Here is a 1,407-nt window from a genome sequence, read left to right as displayed (position 1 = left end):
TCAGTAATAACGAGTAACAAAAATTACTTATCTTTCAATCTATTATAAGTGATTTTTATGTAAACGTTCCGAAAAAATGCAAAATGTTCCGAAACTGTCTTTTAAGACTGGTGTTTTGAGGAGGGAACACTTTCTTTGATAGGGGTTACTATTGGGGCTTTTCGAATGTATGTTTTGGTCATTTGAACGCTAGTATGACCTAGTTGTTGGCGAGCGGCTTCTTCACCTAGAGAAAGGGCTTTATCTGTTCCTGATTTAGCTCTTAGATCCCGAAATTGGAATGCCATTATTTCATTTGCGTATTCCGGGTTATTCTTGACCGCTTGTTCCCGAATATAAGTGAACCTTTTACCTAGTTTTCTAGCGGTTAGCTTTTCCCCTTTCTTAGTGCTGAATAAGTGTGTTCCAGTAGCTTTCTCCAGCCTATCTTGGATAATATCAGCCAGTTTTCCCACTATCTCAATACGTAGTTTGGCTTGTGTTTTTTGCTGAACAATATGGAGATAACCATCAAAAATGTGTTCTTTCCGGATATTGACCAAATCGACAGGACGTTGTCCGGTGATATAGGCGAGATCCATTAAGTCTCTCATATCCTGATCTGCCACTTCATATACCATCTGAAATATATTGTTCTCAACGTAAATTTCACGCTTTCTGATAGGGTAGCGTTTCATTCCGATATTAGGGCTTGGTAAGTTTGTATAACCCCACTCTCGAGCGTATTGCCAAATATGACTGAACATTGAAAATTCGTTATTAGCAGATCCCGGTGTGTCTTTTCGCCAAGTCATATACTCTCGGATATGTTGAGGGGTGATTTCTTCGAGAGGAGCGTCATTAAAGAATAGCAGTAGATTTTTTATCTTGCATAAATCTGTTTGTGCTGTGCTCGCTTTTTTCTGAGGTATAACTTCATCTCGATAACGTTTGGCTACAAGCCCGAAAGTAATTCTGGCAGTTTGGCTTTCTCTTTCTATATTGAGTTGAGCAGCCTTAATAAAAGCCTCATTTCTATTTGTGCCTAGAGAGATTTCCGTTTTTCCGTGCGTGCGATATAGCCAATAAATGACAGTTTTGCCTGATTTTCGTGTAACTGTTTTTGGACGTAAATTCTCAGGTAAGTAGCGATTCTGTTGTTTGCGTGGTCTTCCCATTTTTCACTCCCATTAAATAAGCAGGTGATTTCCATTTCCCAGTGGATTGAGCTTCTGGATATTGTTGGCGGGGGTGCCCATAGACATCTTTGTATAGCACTAATGGCTTATACTTGTTTTCATCTTGAATTATATAGTGACGCTCCCTCAACCATTCGATTTGTCTTTTCTTTTGACGATAGCCTGTTAAATCAGCAAGTTCGTCTTTCGTTAAAAATTCAGTAGGTTGTTCCATATTCTCTCCAAATAA

2 protein-coding genes are annotated in these 1,407 nt (G+C 38.9%); both read right to left on the bottom strand.

Features of this window, described 5'->3' with window-relative positions; translation table 11 throughout:
- Nucleotides 1-101 precede the first annotated feature (101 nt).
- Nucleotides 102-1,157: a tyrosine-type recombinase/integrase gene (locus tag EDC41_RS13430; RefSeq protein WP_006251368.1), complete on the bottom strand. Its 1,056-nt coding sequence runs from the start codon at nucleotides 1,155-1,157 to the stop codon at nucleotides 102-104.
- The coding region (locus EDC41_RS13425) for a DUF4224 domain-containing protein (RefSeq protein ID WP_238330112.1) at nucleotides 1,117-1,407 on the bottom strand (291 nt) is incomplete at its 5' end. The genes EDC41_RS13430 and EDC41_RS13425, both read right to left, overlap by 41 nt.

Source organism: Mannheimia haemolytica (assembly GCF_004342115.1).
Taxonomy (GTDB): Bacteria; Pseudomonadota; Gammaproteobacteria; order Enterobacterales; family Pasteurellaceae; genus Mannheimia; species Mannheimia haemolytica.
Note: the sequence above shows the minus strand (reverse complement) of the source record. Positions and strands in the feature narration are given on the sequence as shown.